Below are 16,058 nucleotides of genomic sequence, written 5' to 3'. Positions count from 1 at the left end.
CCATATGGATAAATAAGGGTGTGTTGAACTGCGTCCAGCGCCAGTGCCCAGAAACGAGGTGACTTCATGAATCGCCCTACATAAGTCATCATCTGCTCGCAAGCTCACCGTGATTCCTTTATCCCCGTTGACTCGCTCCAGTCGCTTGCGCTTTGTTCTCATTGATAAACCTATTATGACTATAATCCCTCTTGATTCCTATTCAGAAAATAAGTAAGGTATGTATATAACATTTTTCTAATGAAGGAGATCGAAGAAGCTATGGGAACACTATGGTTTGGTGGACCGATCTACACGATGGAACGTGAGGATGTAGTGGTAGATGCTGTATTTACCGAGGAACATCAAATAGTTGCTATTGGAACATATGAATATTTGTATCATACTTATTTTAATCAAATAGATGAAGCAATAAATTTGAACGGAAAAACAATGTTACCAGGATTTGTTGATAGTCATTTGCATATTATTTGGCATGGTGAGAAATTACTTCGGCTTGATCTTTCCCAAATGCAATCAGCCGAAGAAGTATTAGAAGCACTGTTTAACCGAGCTACAAATCTTTCTGAGGGAGAGTGGCTCGTGGGTGAGGGCTGGAATGAAAACCATTGGGATGAACCACTCATTATTCACAAAACTGCACTTGACGAAATTGTACCTCATAATCCTGTCATGTTATCTCGAGTATGCCGTCACGCTATTTTAGCTAACAGCAAAGCAATAGAACTGGCAGGTATTGATACTGTAAATAAAACAGCTAATCCAAAAGGTGGCGTTATTGAACGAGATGATGATGAAGAGACAACGGGTTATTTCTTGGATACTGCTCAGGAATTAATAAAGCAAGCAATGCCAACTGTTTCACAGGCTTATCTAGAACAAGTAATCTCAATCGCTATAGATGATCTTCTTTCAAAGGGCTTAGTTGGAGGACACAGTGAAGACCTTAATTATTTTGGTGGATTTGATAAGACTTTTGGTGCTTTTAAACATGTGTTGGATGGGAAGGAGAAAATATTTAAAGCGCATTTACTCGTCCATCATGAAGTTATGGAAGACATGATTCATGCTGGGCTAGGGTATTTGAAGGGGCCACGTTATGCAGAGCTTGGCGCAGTCAAAATATTTTCGGACGGAGCATTGGGGGGAGGACAGCATGGTTGTCTACAGATTATGCGGATGACATTGGAAACAGAGGTTTTGCAATTCACAGCATACCTGAGTTAGAGGAACTCGTGGCTAGGGCACGTGTCTATCAGTTGCCAGTAGCAGTTCACGCCATTGGAGATCAAGCCGTTTTAGAAATTGCATCCATATTGAGTAAATATCCGTTAGCAACGAATGCTCGCGATCGAATTATCCATGGACAAATTTTAAATAAACAAGCCTTTGAATTACTAAAGGAGCTTCCTGCTGTCGTAGACATCCAACCGACCTTTGTTGCTTCAGATTTCCCTTGGGTAATTGATCGGCTGGGACAAAAACGGCTAGACTTAGCGTATGCTTGGAAATCTATGCTTCAGCACGGAATACATTGTGCTGGTGGGTCTGATGCACCAATTGAGAAAGTGGATCCGTTACTTGGAATTCAAGCTGCGGTTATTCGTAAATCCTCTTTTGATGGAAAAACATACTTACCTAAAGAAGCGCTGACTATATTTGAAGCCGTACAATTATATACGACTGGTAGTGCTTATGTAATTAATCAAGAGAATAGTAGAGGTTTGATTACGGAAGGTTATCACGCTGATTTCACTATTTTGGAGAAAGATATTTTCCAAGTCAATCCAAATGAGATTCACGAAATTGACGTTGCAATGACAGTAATTGACGGGAAAATTGTATATGACAAGAACCTTTCTTCTATTTAATTAGATCGGTTCTTGTCCGTATTATACGTTATATGCTGCTTCACGCTCTAGTTATAAAAACGTACGTTTTACTCTGTCCCAATAGGAGTTATTTTTTAATTTCACGGTTTTAATAACATGGTCACTTAATGTAACAGAAATATCCCTTATATTTCGAATGGAGTATGCTTCATTGTCAAGACCGATAATTGGATAATCATTACCATCCTGCTGGACTGATAACGTTAACTTTCTATCACTATTAAGAACAAAAGAAGAACCCAGGGTGCGATAACGATTATTATTTATGGATGCTAACTCGGTAACTTGAAAACAAGGAATTTTTGGGTCAATGACCGCTCCATTCGTAGATTTATTATAACCTGTACTTCCTGTTGGTGTTGCAACAATTAGTCCGTCCCCTCTGAAGGTTTCGAAGTGAATGTCATCAATAAACACATCCATAACGATGGATTTAATAATAGTCGAGCGGACACTAATTTCATTAAGGCAATAAAAACTCGTCTCACCATTTAATTCCGCATTAATCACAGGAAAACGACGAACTTCCATTTCTTCATATTGGATTGTCTTCAACATTTCATCAACATTATCCATATTAAAATCGCAATATAGACCTGATTCCCCCGAACGAGTTATTCCTGTATAAAGGCAATCTTGACGAAAGCCTGTCTTACGTACAGCTTGTAAGAAAGCACCGTCACCTCCAATACTTACAATAATATTAGCATGTTCGAAATCGTTTACAATTGTAAAACCATTTGACTCTGCTAATTGGTATAGGGCATTTAATTTATCTTCAAGCCCTTGGTCACTTAAATAATAGAAGAAAATATTTTTTCGATCAGTCATATTCTTTTGATACCCTCCCAAATGTGATGACGAGATGCACTTTATACTACTATCTACTTTAAGCTATTAAGCAAAGCAGTATAACCATATTCTATCATGTTTTGTTGCTATTATCCTAGTGGAGTAAAACGAATGATTAAAATAGGAAATTTGAGGAAAAATAGGAACAGCTATGAAACTGAGGTGATGAAAATGTGGGGGTGGGCTATATTTATGATAACCGTGATCGCGATTGCTGTTATCTTTTTATTCTCAAAGCTAATCATTCATGTTCAAGGAGCATATTGCCAAGCAAATACTTCTATAACGATACGGATTTATTGGTGGAAAATTCCGATTATAAGACGAACGATGATGTTAGATGATTTCGAAAGTAACACGCCTGCTATTAATTTTCGTGAATTACCGAGTAAACTTAATGAGGCGCTTCATATCCTACGTCAAGGTCATAAAGCAATTTCGGTTATGCTACAGAAGATGAAATTCAAACAAATGAAGTGGCATACGGTAGGTGGTACTGGTGATGCATCACTTACAGGTATTGTATCAGGAGGTGTCTGGACAGTAAAAGGTGTTATCATAGCATGGCTTCAAGAACATGGGATTTTTAATTGTCATCCAGATATTAAAGTTGTACCACTTTTTCAACAGAAATATATACAATCCGAAATTTATTGTATTGTTTCTATTCGAATAGCACAAGCTATAAGTGGATTTCTTCAAGTCATGAGAATAATGGCTAATAATAAGAAGCTATTGATACATCAAGCACAAATGTATAAAAGGAGTTGATTGTGATGGAAGAGCATCCTATTCAAGGGCTAATGACTACTGCAATGGAAAATTTGAAGGATATGGTAGAGGTAAACACAATTATTGGAGATCCTGTTCAATCTCCGGATGGCAGTGTTATTATACCTGTGTCCAAAGTTGGTTTTGGATTTGCTGCAGGTGGTAGTGAGTTTAATTCTACAAGTAGTCAATCCCAATCCGATAGCAGTAGTGAAAGTGGTGAAGCAACACTTCCATTTGGAGGAGGTAGCGGTGGAGGAGTATCAATTACACCGGTAGCATTTTTGATTGTCAGTGAAAGAGGAATTAAGATGGTTCATTTAGATCATCATACACATATCTATGAAAAAATGATTGATTTTGCGCCACAGGTTGTAGAAAAGGTGCAACAGATAATGAAAGAGTCAAGTCAACAGCAAGGTTCAAAGAAACAAGAAAATAAGAAACCTAAAGAGATGCCTACCCAATATGATATTTAATGGTTGTATAAATGCAACTCATACACCATTCTATAATGTAAGCGTAGCTAATTCCGTTCACAAATATTTCTAGATTTCATAGCCATAAATTATTGGACATGCACCGCTATTCAATTCATAATGAAGAAGGAATACAATTATTTAGGAGGAATGATTCATATGGCAAATGTTACATTCCAACAAGAACCTGTCACACTTGTAGGTAATGAAGTGAAAGTTGGTGATGAAGCACCTTCTTTTAAAGTACTATCTAATGATTTAGAAGAAGTTACATTAACTGATTATAAAGAGAAGGTTAAGCTGATTAGTGTTGTTCCTTCCATTGATACAGGTGTATGTGCAGAGCAAACAAAACGTTTTAATGAAGAAGCTGATCAGATTGAAAATGTTAAAGTTTTAACGGTGAGTATGGATTTACCATTTGCACAAAAACGCTGGGTTAACCAACATGATATTAAGAAGCTTGATACATTGTCAGACCACCGAGATGCTCATTTTGGAAAGAACTATGGTGTTCTTATAGAGGAGTTACGTCTGCTAGCAAGATCTATATTTGTTGTTGACTCCAATAATATAGTTACTTATGTAGAATATGTTAAAGAAGTGAGTAATCATCCGGATTATGATGCTGCCCTGGAAGCTGCCAGACAAGCTAAATAACTCGAACGGAATCTCTCTCAGTAAATGAGGGGGATTTTTACTGTGTGCTACAGAACTTAATTAGCATTATTTTGTACATAGTCCCATTTCCTTTGGTACAATAGAAACGCTCTGAAGGAACGAATGGAGGATGCTATATGGAGAAATCAAATGTCGAAACATTGTATGAATGGATAGATGAAACGACAAATAAGATTCAACAGTATGTTAATGAACCATATCTGGAAAGCTTAGGTTATACGATGGAAATCGTATTTATGCAAGAAGTGCCAGATAATATAGATGAAAGCCTAGCAATCAAATTACAGCAAGCTTTAGTCGAATTAAAAATAGATTCATTCTCAGCTGAGGAAGTAAGAAAAGCTAATCAGCTTGCTATTCTAAAAGGAATGAAAGGCTCTACTCAACAGCAGCATTTAATGACACCAGAAACAGTATCGCTAATGATTGCGTATTTGGCAAATAAATTATTCGATGACGCCGAAAACATTCGCTTGTTTGATCCAGCTGGTGGAACTGGAAATTTAATAACTGCGGTTCTAAGTCAACTACCACAAATCAAAGAAGCATTTGCAAGTGAAGTTGATTCAACGTTAATTCAACTAGCTGTTTGGAATGCGAACTTGCAGAAAAAGAATATTGAGTTTTTCCATCAAGATAGTCTTCGTCCATTTTTATTGGACCCTGTAGATTTAATCGTAGCTGATCTACCTGTTGGATACTATCCAGACGACTTACGTGCGAGTGACTTTAAACTTAAGGCCGATAAAGGTCATTCTTATGCGCATCACTTATTTATAGAGCAAAGTCTTAATTACACAAAACCAGGCGGATACCTTATTCTAGTTATTCCAGAATTTTTATTTGATAGTGATCAATCAGACAAGCTTCAACAATTTATTCATGATTATGCTCATATGGTTGGCATCCTAAGGTTGCCAGAAAGTGCCTTCAAATCTGATAAGCATCGAAAAAGTATCTTAATACTACAAAAAAAAGGACAGCAGACAGCATCTCCTAAACAACCACTATTGGTTAAAATGCCTTCTTTCAACAATACGAGAGCAATGGGAGATATTTTAGGTCAAATAAATAATTGGTTCCAAACGTATAAAAAGGAGTTGAACAGCAATGAGTAATGTATTGGCAATAAACGCCGGTAGTTCATCTTTGAAATTCCAATTAATACAAATGCCAAACGAGCGCGTTCTAGCAAAAGGGCTAGTGGAACGAATTGGTCTAAATGAGTCAGTATTTACAATGGATGTTCAAGGTGAAAAAGATAAATTTGTGGAAGAGATTCCAAACCATGAAGAAGCAGTAAAGAAACTACTAGCATCATTAACGTCTTCTGGGGTCATTACTTCACTTGATGAAATAAATGCAGTTGGTCATCGCGTAGTTCATGGTGGGGAACGTTTTAGTGATTCAGTTGTCATTAACGACAAAGTTATTGAAACGATTGAACAAGTGTCGGAATTGGCACCTTTGCATAACCCTGCAAATTTGACGGGAATTCATGCTTTCCGTGAAATTTTACCGGAGGCACCAATGGTGGCTGTGTTTGATACTGCATTCCATCAAACGATGCCAGAGTCATCTTATCTTTATAGCTTACCATATGAGTACTATAAAGATTATGGCATACGTAAATACGGATTTCATGGTACATCACATAAGTATGTTTCGCAGCGAGCAGCGGATCTGATGGGTCTGCCATTGGAGAACCTGCGCCTTATATCTTGTCACCTTGGTAATGGTGCAAGTATTGCAGCTATTCAAGGTGGTAAGTCAATTGACACATCAATGGGCTTCACTCCATTAGCTGGGGTAACTATGGGAACACGCTCAGGTAATATAGATCCGGCGCTTATCCCTTATATTATGGAAAAAACAGGAAAGTCCGCGGATGAAGTGATTCATGTGTTGAATAAGGAAAGTGGTATGCTAGCTTTATCTGGATTCTCAAGTGATTTAAGAGATATTGAACAGACAGCTCAAGAGAATAAGCGAGCAGAATTAGCTTTAGAAGTATTTGCAGGTCGTATTCATAAATATTTAGGTTCCTATGCAGCGAAAATGTCTGGCGTAGATGCCATTATCTTTACTGCTGGAGTTGGAGAAAATAGTGATGTGATCCGAGAAAAGGTTTTACATGGTCTTGAATTTATGGGGGTTTACTGGGATCAAGCACTCAATAAAGTTCGAGGAAAAGAACAATTTATTAATTATCCACACTCTCCAGTTAAAGTAATCGTAATCCCTACAAATGAAGAGGTTATGATTGCCAGAGATACAATCAGACTTTCACAAATTAGTTAGTTAAAAGGTTTTGGTGTGGTTGAACCATAGCAAAACCTTTTTTATAAAATCATAATGGATGGGAGAGGTATTAATTGTCAGTAAAGGAACATAAGCGTGAAAACCACGTAGTAAATTGCATGATTTTAACTATTAGCGATACACGGACATTGGAAACTGATATGAGTGGAGGGCTTATTGAAGAACAATTGAAGGCGAACGGACATTGGATAAGTGTCAGAGATATTATTAAAGATGATCGAAATGACATTCAAAAAATAGTTACGAGAGCTTGTGTCAATCCCGGTGTTGAAGTAATCATTTGTAATGGTGGAACTGGTATTGCTGATAGAGACGTTACCATTGAAGCAATAAAAGAACTTTTTACGAAAGAAATCCCTGGCTTTGGAGAGATATTTCGAATGTTGAGTTACAAAGAAGATATTGGGTCAGCCGCTATTCTTTCAAGAGCAGTTGCAGGTACTCGAAACCAAACAGTTATTTTTGCACTCCCTGGTTCTACTGGAGCGGTAAAGTTAGCCATGGAAAAATTAATCATTCCAGAATTATCTCATATCATCCACGAATTAAGAAAAGAATCACCACATTAGAAGCGCTTCCAACAATAATGTGGAAGTGCTTCTAATGTAATTGAGGAATATTCTTAGTGATGTAGTGAGTATATCGTTTTAATGTTATATAGTTATCTGACAACTAATACATCACATGAAGCGTATCTTGTTATGCTCTCAGAAACACTTCCTATAAGAAAACGTTCAACAGCATTCATCCCTGTTGCCCCACAGATAATAAGGTCCGCATGAAAGTCATTAGCAATATCTTTTGCAATTTTTACTTTTGGAGACCCATATTCTACACATCGAATTAAATTATCAATACCTGCTGATTTTGCATTGTCTACATAGCTGTCTAATAATTCCTTAGCATATTCCTCTGCACGATCTGCTAATGTACGATCATAGGCTTCGGCAGTGGCAAATGTCCGTGAATCAACAACATGAGCTAAAATAATGCGTGCATCATTTCGTTTTGCGATATCTAATGATTTAGTAAAAGCTTTCTCAGATGCTTCTGATCCATCAACTGCTACTACAATATTCTTATATTCCATATAGATCTCCCCTTTCATATAAATTATATACCCGTATTTTAAGGACAACAATCAAAATTTGCCACTTTTACTAATTAAATTTTAGAGAGTGTTGCAGTATTGTGGACATACTATAAATGGGGGTGATTAGATTGTCCAAAGAGAAGCGTGATAATCAGCCACAAAACATTTTTGAGGATGAAAAAGGTGTTGCGGCTGTACAGAATCAGTTAAATGAAAGTTACCAAAGTGGTGTCATTGAAGAAAGGCACAATAATAAGGGAATCTACACGTTTAATAATCGTAAAAATTAAAGTGGAGAATGAGGCTGAGACAAAAGAATGAAGAAACAATAAAAAACGAACGATGATTAGTTGATGAAATTAATCATCGCTCGTTTTTTGATCAGAATCATTCATTTAGCACCTGAAATAAGCGAGACTCCGGCGGGAACAGCACGAGTCCGAAGATTCACGTGGTAACGTGTTTTTCTTTACCAAGTTAGCTGAGGCCGTGCCCGTGGAAAGCGCGTATAGTTTCACAGTGTGGCGATGATCCTCCTATTGATAACATGATTATTCGTATTTTGAGTAAAGAAGTTGTGTTTTGTCAGCCTCATTTCCCTTTTACTTTGAGAAAAAATTTGGTACTGTTACAATATACGTATATGAAGTATGAAAGTGCTTTCAAAAAAGTGTTATATTAGAGAATTGGAGGTAGTTAAATGAATATCGGTGTTCCAAAAGAAATAAAAAATAATGAGAATAGGGTTGCTATGGCGCCTTCTGGTGTCCTAACTTTGAAAAATGCCGGTCATACTATTTATATTGAGACAGAGGCTGGTTTAGGTTCTGGATTCACGGACCAACAATATGCGGAAGCCGGTGCAATTATCGTAGCTACAGCCAAGGAAGCTTGGGAACAGGAAATGGTAATGAAGGTAAAAGAACCACTACCTGAAGAATATGATTACTTCTATGAAGGGCTTATTTTGTTTACATATTTGCATTTAGCAGCGGAACCTAGCTTAACAAAGGCGCTGATTGATAAAAAGGTAACTGGGATCGCCTATGAAACGGTGCAGTTACCAAATAATTCACTACCGCTTCTAACACCTATGAGTGAAGTAGCAGGAAGGATGGCTTCGCAACTTGGTGCTCAGTTTCTAGAGAAGACAAAAGGTGGAAAGGGAATCCTTTTAAGTGGAATACCAGGAGTTAAACGTGGCAAGGTTACGGTTATTGGCGGTGGTGTTGTTGGTACAAATGCAGCAAAAATTGCGGTTGGTTTAGGTGCAGACGTTACAATAATTGATTTAAATCCAGAGCGATTGCGTCAGTTGGATGATATTTTTGGATCATCTATTAATACAATGATGTCGAACCCGCTGAATATTAGTCTCGCTTTAGAAGAGTCGGATCTTGTTATTGGTGCAGTGTTAATACCAGGTGCCAAAGCTCCGAAGTTGGTGACTGAAGAAATGGTTCAAGCTATGACAGCCGGTTCAGTGATTGTTGATGTAGCAATTGATCAAGGCGGAATATTTGAAACAAGTGACCATGTTACTACGCATGATAATCCAACATATACCAAACATGGTGTATTGCATTATTCCGTTGCAAATATGCCTGGAGCAGTTCCAAGAACCTCGACAATTGGTTTAACCAATGTTACTGTTCCTTACGCATTACAATTAGCAAATAAAGGCTATGTAGGTGCATGCAAGGATAACGAGGCGTTATTAAAGGGAATTAATACACTCGATGGGTATGTAACATATCAAGCAGTAGCAACATCTCATAGCTTGGAATACGCGGATCCACATACGCTATTGGATAACTAAAGATAGTAATATAAGAAGATAAGGGCGGTCTCCAAAATCTAACGTAGAATTTGGAAGAAAGCCCTTTTTCAATAAATATGAATATGGAGCCGGTTTAGGTTAATCTAAAAATTACTAAACTTATACGCATGCTAAGTTATTCCAAAATCATTAATTCTTTTGGAGATGTAGTTAAAACTTCTGGCCCTTGTTCTGTCATATAAATCATGTCTTCGATCCGAACACCGGCAACCCCTGGTACATAAATACCTGGCTCAATGGTATAGCACATTCCTGCTTGTAACGGTAGATCATTGTTGCTATGCATAGAAGGATACTCATGTGTTTCAATTCCTAATCCATGTCCAATGCGATGTGTGAAGTATTCACCAAAGCCTGCATCTGCAATATGATTTCTTGCTATTTGGTCTAATTTACCAGTTGCTACACCAATCTTAGATGCAGCTATCGCTTTTTGTTCCGCCTCTAAAACGGTATTGTATATCTTTTTTTGTTGCTCGGTTATTGATTTAAATGCTACTGTTCTGGATATATCTGAACAATAGCCCTCATACACTACACCAAGATCAAATAATACGATATCACCTGATTTTATCTTTTTCATGGAAGGTGTCCCATGCGGTGAAGCGGTCTTTGTACCAGAAAGTGTCATTGTAGAGAAGGACATTTCCTGAATTCCTTGTTTTTTAAGCTCATACTCAATTTTAGCAATTACTTCGAGTTCACCTACGCCTTCCTGAATTGCCGCTATCCCAGTCTTTATTCCAAAGTCAGCTAATTCAGCAGCATGTTTTAATAAATTATATTCCTTCTCACTTTTAATGACACGTAGGTTTGCTAATAGTTCTTCACCATTTACAATACGTGTATTTGAAAAGAGTTGCTGCATCAGTTGATATCGATCTAATGTTAGATTTGTATGCTCGACGCTAATTGTATTTGGAATATGTTCATTCGTTTTTAATTTCTGGTAAAACATCTCCCAAGGATTTTCATGATCATGATAGGTGATTATTTGATAACGCCATCCAGCTGCTTTTGCATCCTCTTCTTCCATTGCCGGAATAATTAATAATGGATCAAAATGATTACTAATGTAGACAGCCACTAGCCTTTCATGTGGTTCTGTATAGTAATTAGTAATATAGTATACATTCGCCTTAGATGTAATAAACATACTATCGATATTCTGTTTTTTCATGCTTTTTAATAATGCTTGAATTCTTTCTGCCATTTCTTTGTACACCTCTTTAATATGTAATATTTTTATTATAGCAAAAATAGTGTATGGAATTAAAATGGATGACATTAACGACAAGTTGATGGCAACGTATTTTTAATATTTGTTTCCAAAACTATTACTGTGATAAGAAAGCTGATAATATATACATAGATTGAACAGGCAATATAAAGTGAAACTTCAATCCGTGGGGGGTGTTTATCCCTGCGGATTGTTAGCACCACAAGGGTATGACCTATAGACCTTGGAACCAAACGGACATTTACCGACTCGATCCCCCGCTTATCCATATTGGTTTTACTTTAATGATTGAAGCGGGGATATTATTGCCAGTTATAGGTGGGATAAAAAAATACGAATAACTAGCATGAAAATAACTAATTTCGGGTAGAAAAAATAAGAATGCTTGTTTAAGATAGATAGTATAATGTTTTATCAGAGGAGTGGTAATCGTGCAAATTTCTTATCATGGACATTCAGTAGTAATGGTTAAAACGGATACACATCAGATTTTAATTGATCCCTTTATTACTGGAAATGAAAAATGTGATTTGGATGCAAACTCAGTAAATCCAGATGTTATCCTGTTGACACATGGTCATAATGACCATGTCGGTGATACGATAGATATCGCAAAGCGGACAAATGCTTTAATCGTTGCTCCTAATGAATTAGCAGACTATATGGGTTCAAAAGGATTACGTGTACATCCGATGCATATAGGTGGGAAGCATGAATTTGATTTTGGTACAGTCAAGCTCACCCAGGCCTTTCATGGCTCGGCGTTTACAGAGGATGATGGTTCAATTGTATACACTGGTATGCCAGCAGGAATCCTTCTAACGGTGAATGAGAAAACGATCTACCATGTTGGAGATACTGGTTTATTTTCAGATTTAAAATTAATAGGTGATATGAATAATATTGATATTGCGTTTGTTCCAATCGGGGATAATTTTACAATGGGGCCCGAAGATGCGCTAATTGCCTCGGAATGGATTCATGCAGATGTAACGGTTCCTATACATTATAATACCTTTCCTGTCATTGAACAGGACCCGCACAAGTTCATCAGTCAAATTAAATCGGGAGAAGGAAAAGTAATGGAGATTGGCGATGCGTTGCAATTATAATCGTTTAGACTGAGAAAAAAGTATCTTATTCACATCATCATCCGAACGGATTCAGTTCGGATGATTTGTTTACGTCAAACAGGTTCTATCACCCTCTATAAAATACTTCGCCTTCCGTGACGCGGCTCCTAAGGACCACTTTCTTGCACGATCTTCAGCTCGCGCTTTTTACCGATAGGATAAGGGAATCGGCAGCGTTACATCGCACGCTGATTGAAGTTTCATTTTATTTTATCGTTTTATCGTTCGGCTTTTGGGTTAACTTTTTTCTTGCCAGCCCCTTGCTGTAGAAGCATGCAAATATTCCCTTTTTGCTACTAGTTATTTCCATCTTTTTATACTATAATTTAGGCATAAAGTAGCATATGTCGTAGCAGAAATAGATAAAGTGGCAAACGTATATTGGGGTTGGGACACTATTAAAAACGATCCATTCAAAACACTTTATCCCGTCTCTCTGAAAAAGTTATATTTTATTTTATTAAAAGATATTCAAGTAGAAATAAGGTGAAATCCGATTGAACACTTTTACGCTCTCGTTATTTTTTCTAGTTGGTTTACTGTTTGGATCTTTTTATAATGTAGTAGGATTGCGATTACCTAAACAATTATCGTTTATCATGAACCGTTCTAATTGTATACATTGTAGTCATCAGCTTCACTGGTATGAGCTAATACCCATTTTATCCTTCTTGTGTTTAAAAGGTAGATGTAGTAAATGTAGTAACCGTATATCCTATCTCTATCCATTGATTGAAATCTCTACTGGATTATTATTTGTATATAGTTATTTGATGTTAGGTTGGAATAGCGAGCTAATTATAGCATTGCTATTAGTTTCCATGCTGATGATCATTACAGTTTCCGACTTAACATATATGGTCATACCTAATAAGTTATTGCTATTCTTTCTTCCGCTATTTTTTATACTGCGAATTATCTATCCATTAACGCCATGGTGGTCGCCATTACTTGGAGGACTATTGGGTGTATGTATCACTATGTTCATCATTTTAATTAGTCGTGGTGGTATGGGAGCAGGGGATATGAAACTTTTCGGTGTACTAGGTATTGTATTGGGGTATGAGAAACTATTGCTTTGCTTTTTTCTATCTTGTGTAGTTGGGGCTGTCTTTGGAATGTTGTTACTAGTAATCAAAAAAATTCAACGTAAGCAGCCTGTAGCATTTGGACCATATATAGTAATTGCGACTTTAATTACCTATTTTTATGGAGATGCTATTATCGATTGGTATTTTAGATACCTTTAGATACTGGTAGTTATGAATATTGCTATTTAGATCTGTTTTATCCCATATATAATTGGCAGTAAAACCCCCACTTCAAGTAATAAGGTGAAACCACTATTGGTGGTATAACCCCCCTACTAAATGAACGCTCACTTTATTATGGACAATATGATGAATAGAAGAACCGTGTAAGTTCTTAATGCATGGATTCTTTCATACATTGTTACCAAGGAGGTAGACAATAATGGTGAGACATTATGCAGTACTACGATTATTGCTTGCAGGTTTCTTCTTATACATGGCGTGGCCCTCTATACCATATGCTGTTACGCCGATTGAACTTGCTTTTTGGGGTGGATGGTTAATTTTTTTCTTATTAATTGTTGGAGCAAATATTGCTTCACTTTTACAAATGATTCAACCACCAATTATGGAACAGCAAAAGGAAAGACAGCGTCAAACCTATAATTATTGAGTTTCAGCTTTTTCAACTGTATAATAAATGGTAAATAATTCATTAGTACAGTTGAAAGATGGTGTATGTACCAATGGCGAGTAAACATGAGCAAATAATTCAGCATATTATATCATTGGAAATTGGTCATAAGATATCTGTAAGACAAATCGCTAAGGATTTAAATGTAAGTGATGGCACAGCATATCGAGCGATTAAAGAAGCTGAAAATCAAGGACTTGTAAGCACAATCGAACGTGTAGGTACAATTCGTATTGAACGGAAGAAAAAAGAAAACTTCGAGCGCCTTACGTTTGCAGAGGTAATCAATATTGTTGATGGACAGGTTCTAGGTGGTAGAGAAGGGCTTCATAAGACATTATCGAAATTTGTAATTGGAGCTATGCAACTTGATGCGATGATGCGTTATACTGAGGCAGGATCTTTACTGATCGTAGGAAATCGTATTAAAGCGCATGAATTAGCTTTGAAAGAGGGTGCGGCAGTACTTATAACTGGTGGGTTTGATACGGAGGACTATATTAAGCGGTTAGCTGATGAAAGACAGCTTCCAATTATTTCTACTAGTTATGATACGTTTACAGTGGCTGCGATGATAAATAGAGCGATTTATGATCAATTAATAAAAAAAGAAATCGTATTAGTGGGCGATATTTTTACTCCATTTGAACGATCGTTTTATTTACGTGCAAAGGACACCATACATGATTGGTATGAACTTAATCATAGATCGACACATACTCGTTTTCCGGTAGTTGATGAAAAAAAACGTGTTATTGGTATGGCTACTTCAAAAGATATCATTGGGAAAGAGAATCAGACAACTATCGAAAAAGTAATGAGTAGGCATCCGAAGATTGTTCAGACAAAGACTTCTTTAGCTTCTGTGGCCCACATGATGGTTTGGGAAGGTATAGAAGTAATGCCAGTAGCAGATGAATCCAATCATTTACAAGGAGTCATTTCTCGACAGGATGTATTAAAAGCATTACAACAAATACAAAGGCAGCCTCAGGTTGGTGAGACAATAGATGATATTGTTTCTCGTAATTTGCGAGAAGCGGACAATCAGAAGGATACCTATTTAACAACCGTTGCACCACAGATGACGAATCAACTTGGAACATTATCAAATGGAGTATTTACATCATTAATAACAGAAGCGAGTAGGAGAATGCTTCTTCAGTATAAAAAAGGTGATCTTGTAGCGGAAAATCTGTCCGTGTATTTTATTAAGCCAGTACAAATTGACAGCACATTGAAAATAAAACCGAAGCTGCTTGAAATCGGTAGGATGTATGCAAAAATTGATGTGGAAGTATTTGACGAGAGAAAACTAGTTGGTAAAGGATTGCTGATGGCTCAGCTCATTAACCGTTAATTAATCTATCAGTAATAAACGGTTAATGAGGTTTGTGTTGATCAGTAGGGACTGAAGGAATAAAGCTACTGGGGGGAGTGCTTAATGGATAAGAAGCACTCACTCCGGTAGCTTTATAAGTCAATTATAAAATTTGAGCCTATGGATAAATACGGGCGTGTTGAGCCACGTCCAGCTCCAGTGCCCAGAAACTAGGCGACTTCATGAATCGCCCTAATCTAAGTTATCATTGGCTCGAAAGCTAACCGTGATTCCTTTATCTCCGTTGACTCTCTCCAGTCGCTACGTTTCTATTCGCGCTTGCGCTTTTATTTGTTTAGGATGGATTTAATCTCTTCCATTCATTTCGATAGTGTTTTACTTCTTTTATACCTCGATAAATCTGTGGAACTCCGACGATGAGGAGAACTATACCTATAAATAATGATAGCTTTGTTTGGTAAAGAATATATTGATTAGCCGTGAAGAAAAGCACAAAACTACCAAGACATATTCTGGATTTAGCATTGAAGTATGCCTGTGTTAGACCATCCTTGCTTTTTACAATAGCAACTTTATAATATACATAAAGTACAATAGATATTACAATAAATATAGAAAATATAAACATATGTAATCGCCCCTAATCTAAATTACCATTATCCACAAAATTAATTGTAACGTTTTTCTT

General features: G+C 36.9%; 16 protein-coding genes and 1 pseudogene. 13 read left to right on the top strand and 4 right to left on the bottom strand.

The features are described 5' to 3' along the window. Window positions 1-261 precede the first annotated feature (261 nt). A pseudogene (locus D9782_RS19320) lies at window positions 262-1,871 on the top strand (amidohydrolase). A gap of 51 nt (window positions 1,872-1,922) precedes the next feature. Here D9782_RS19320 and D9782_RS19315 read toward each other — a convergent pair. Continuing rightward, on the bottom strand, window positions 1,923-2,723 hold the full coding sequence (locus tag D9782_RS19315; protein ID WP_026681447.1) for an NAD kinase: 801 nt from the start codon (window positions 2,721-2,723) through the stop codon (window positions 1,923-1,925). Window positions 2,724-2,936: 213 nt separating this feature from the next. Between D9782_RS19315 and D9782_RS19310 the strand changes: the two genes are divergently transcribed. From D9782_RS19310 to D9782_RS19285, 6 genes are all read left to right on the top strand, one after another. Next, window positions 2,937-3,515 carry a DUF2953 domain-containing protein gene (locus D9782_RS19310; RefSeq protein WP_161629273.1) on the top strand — a complete coding sequence of 193 codons (579 nt, stop codon included), beginning with the start codon at window positions 2,937-2,939 and terminating at the stop codon, window positions 3,513-3,515. A gap of 5 nt (window positions 3,516-3,520) precedes the next feature. Beyond that, complete coding sequence (gene ytfJ, locus D9782_RS19305) at window positions 3,521-3,994, top strand: GerW family sporulation protein (protein ID WP_034679108.1); 474 nt, start codon at window positions 3,521-3,523, stop codon at window positions 3,992-3,994. Between the two features lie 159 nt (window positions 3,995-4,153). Beyond that, on the top strand, window positions 4,154-4,654 hold the full coding sequence (gene tpx / locus D9782_RS19300) for a thiol peroxidase (RefSeq protein ID WP_026681444.1): 501 nt from the start codon (window positions 4,154-4,156) through the stop codon (window positions 4,652-4,654). Between the two features lie 137 nt (window positions 4,655-4,791). Then, complete coding sequence (locus D9782_RS19295) at window positions 4,792-5,793, top strand: class I SAM-dependent methyltransferase (RefSeq protein WP_026681443.1); 1,002 nt, start codon at window positions 4,792-4,794, stop codon at window positions 5,791-5,793. Further along, window positions 5,786-6,976, top strand: a complete 1,191-nt coding sequence (locus tag D9782_RS19290) for an acetate kinase (RefSeq protein ID WP_121605485.1) — start codon at window positions 5,786-5,788, stop codon at window positions 6,974-6,976. The genes D9782_RS19295 and D9782_RS19290 overlap by 8 nt, the downstream gene beginning before the upstream one ends. A 74-nt stretch (window positions 6,977-7,050) precedes the next feature. Continuing rightward, a complete protein-coding gene (locus D9782_RS19285; protein WP_026681441.1) occupies window positions 7,051-7,566 on the top strand; it encodes a MogA/MoaB family molybdenum cofactor biosynthesis protein in 516 nt (171 codons plus the stop codon). A gap of 92 nt (window positions 7,567-7,658) precedes the next feature. On the opposite strand, the gene D9782_RS19280 is transcribed toward D9782_RS19285, so the two are convergent. Continuing rightward, window positions 7,659-8,087: a universal stress protein gene (locus D9782_RS19280; protein ID WP_026681440.1), complete on the bottom strand. Its 429-nt coding sequence runs from the start codon at window positions 8,085-8,087 to the stop codon at window positions 7,659-7,661. A 131-nt stretch (window positions 8,088-8,218) separates the two neighbouring features. On the opposite strand from D9782_RS19280, the gene D9782_RS23140 reads away from it, so the two are divergent. Continuing rightward, window positions 8,219-8,380 carry a hypothetical protein gene (locus D9782_RS23140; RefSeq protein WP_162986290.1) on the top strand — a complete coding sequence of 54 codons (162 nt, stop codon included), beginning with the start codon at window positions 8,219-8,221 and terminating at the stop codon, window positions 8,378-8,380. Window positions 8,381-8,790: 410 nt separating this feature from the next. After that, entirely contained in the window at window positions 8,791-9,909 is a 1,119-nt protein-coding gene (gene ald, locus D9782_RS19275; RefSeq protein WP_121605484.1) for an alanine dehydrogenase, read from the top strand. 136 nt (window positions 9,910-10,045) lie between these two features. Here the strand turns inward: ald and D9782_RS19270 are convergent, their stop codons facing one another. Beyond that, the gene (locus D9782_RS19270) at window positions 10,046-11,143 is read right to left on the bottom strand and encodes a M24 family metallopeptidase (RefSeq protein ID WP_121605483.1); all 1,098 of its coding nucleotides are present in this window, start codon (window positions 11,141-11,143) and stop codon (window positions 10,046-10,048) included. A gap of 458 nt (window positions 11,144-11,601) precedes the next feature. Between D9782_RS19270 and D9782_RS19265 the strand changes: the two genes are divergently transcribed. The 4 genes from D9782_RS19265 (at window position 11,602) to D9782_RS19250 (ending at window position 15,388) form a co-directional block, all read left to right on the top strand. Further along, window positions 11,602-12,282: a metal-dependent hydrolase gene (locus tag D9782_RS19265; RefSeq protein ID WP_121605482.1), complete on the top strand. Its 681-nt coding sequence runs from the start codon at window positions 11,602-11,604 to the stop codon at window positions 12,280-12,282. Window positions 12,283-12,800: 518 nt separating this feature from the next. Continuing rightward, window positions 12,801-13,553, top strand: coding sequence for a prepilin peptidase (locus tag D9782_RS19260; RefSeq protein WP_121605481.1), 753 nt, complete (start codon window positions 12,801-12,803; stop codon window positions 13,551-13,553). A 223-nt stretch (window positions 13,554-13,776) separates the two neighbouring features. Beyond that, entirely contained in the window at window positions 13,777-14,007 is a 231-nt protein-coding gene (locus tag D9782_RS19255; protein WP_226983527.1) for a hypothetical protein, read from the top strand. 73 nt (window positions 14,008-14,080) lie between these two features. Continuing rightward, window positions 14,081-15,388 (top strand): DRTGG domain-containing protein, encoded by a 1,308-nt coding sequence (locus tag D9782_RS19250; protein ID WP_026681434.1) that lies wholly within the window; start codon window positions 14,081-14,083, stop codon window positions 15,386-15,388. A gap of 316 nt (window positions 15,389-15,704) precedes the next feature. On the opposite strand, the gene D9782_RS19245 is transcribed toward D9782_RS19250, so the two are convergent. Then, a complete protein-coding gene (locus D9782_RS19245) occupies window positions 15,705-15,998 on the bottom strand; it encodes a YtpI family protein (RefSeq protein ID WP_026681433.1) in 294 nt (97 codons plus the stop codon). Between the last annotated feature and the right edge of the window lie 60 nt (window positions 15,999-16,058).

Origin of the sequence: Virgibacillus sp. Bac332 (assembly GCF_003667785.1) — a bacterium.
Lineage (GTDB): Bacteria > Bacillota > Bacilli > Bacillales > Amphibacillaceae > Virgibacillus > Virgibacillus salarius.
Note: the sequence above shows the minus strand (reverse complement) of the source record. Positions and strands in the feature narration are given on the sequence as shown.

What these genes read in the sequence shown, in the direction of transcription:
- D9782_RS19315 (WP_026681447.1), bottom strand. Translation starts at nt 2,723, where the DNA reads ATGACTGATCGAAAAAATATTTTCTTCTATTATTTAAGTGACCAAGGG.
- D9782_RS19310 (WP_161629273.1), top strand. Translation starts at nt 2,937, where the DNA reads ATGATAACCGTGATCGCGATTGCTGTTATCTTTTTATTCTCAAAGCTA.
- ytfJ (WP_034679108.1), top strand. Translation starts at nt 3,521, where the DNA reads ATGGAAGAGCATCCTATTCAAGGGCTAATGACTACTGCAATGGAAAAT.
- tpx (WP_026681444.1), top strand. Translation starts at nt 4,154, where the DNA reads ATGGCAAATGTTACATTCCAACAAGAACCTGTCACACTTGTAGGTAAT.
- D9782_RS19295 (WP_026681443.1), top strand. Translation starts at nt 4,792, where the DNA reads ATGGAGAAATCAAATGTCGAAACATTGTATGAATGGATAGATGAAACG.
- D9782_RS19290 (WP_121605485.1), top strand. Translation starts at nt 5,786, where the DNA reads ATGAGTAATGTATTGGCAATAAACGCCGGTAGTTCATCTTTGAAATTC.
- D9782_RS19280 (WP_026681440.1), bottom strand. Translation starts at nt 8,087, where the DNA reads ATGGAATATAAGAATATTGTAGTAGCAGTTGATGGATCAGAAGCATCT.
- ald (WP_121605484.1), top strand. Translation starts at nt 8,791, where the DNA reads ATGAATATCGGTGTTCCAAAAGAAATAAAAAATAATGAGAATAGGGTT.
- D9782_RS19270 (WP_121605483.1), bottom strand. Translation starts at nt 11,143, where the DNA reads ATGGCAGAAAGAATTCAAGCATTATTAAAAAGCATGAAAAAACAGAAT.
- D9782_RS19255 (WP_226983527.1), top strand. Translation starts at nt 13,777, where the DNA reads ATGGTGAGACATTATGCAGTACTACGATTATTGCTTGCAGGTTTCTTC.
- D9782_RS19250 (WP_026681434.1), top strand. Translation starts at nt 14,081, where the DNA reads ATGGCGAGTAAACATGAGCAAATAATTCAGCATATTATATCATTGGAA.
- D9782_RS19245 (WP_026681433.1), bottom strand. Translation starts at nt 15,998, where the DNA reads ATGTTTATATTTTCTATATTTATTGTAATATCTATTGTACTTTATGTA.